General features: G+C 64.6%; 1 protein-coding gene. It reads right to left on the bottom strand.

Annotated elements, in window-relative coordinates; translation table 11 throughout:
- Positions 1–361, bottom strand: a 361-nt coding sequence (locus tag AX685_RS08695) for a transposase (protein ID WP_066487621.1), incomplete at its 3' end; no start/stop codon positions are given.
- Positions 362–390 lie beyond the last annotated feature (29 nt).

Below are 390 nucleotides of genomic sequence, written 5' to 3'. Positions count from 1 at the left end.
GCAGCGGCGAGTGCATGAGCAAGCTCGCTTTTTTTGGGCGCGAGCGCTCCAGCGCCTCCTTGAGGATCTCGACCTCCAGCGTCTTGCGGCCAAGCTGGCGCTCCAGTTCGCGGATGCGGTTGTCCATCTCGCGGACCTGGCGGTTGCTGGTCACGTCATCGTCGCCGGCAACCGCGACGCTTCCGCCTTCCAGCATTAACCGCCGCCAGCGGTACAGCAGGTTCGGCGCCACGCCATTGCGGCGCGCCACCACTGAGATGCTCTCGCGACCATCGAGCGTCTCCTCGACGATCCTCAGCTTCTCGGTAGCACCCCAGTGACGACGACGACCGCCGTCGGTGATGATCTCGGACACGGACATAAGCCTATGCTCAGGGGATAGCCCCAAGC

Source organism: Sphingomonas sp. CCH9-F2 (assembly GCF_001556735.1).
GTDB lineage: Bacteria > Pseudomonadota > Alphaproteobacteria > Sphingomonadales > Sphingomonadaceae > Sphingomonas > Sphingomonas ginsenosidimutans.
This window is presented reverse-complemented; position numbering and strand designations above follow the sequence as displayed.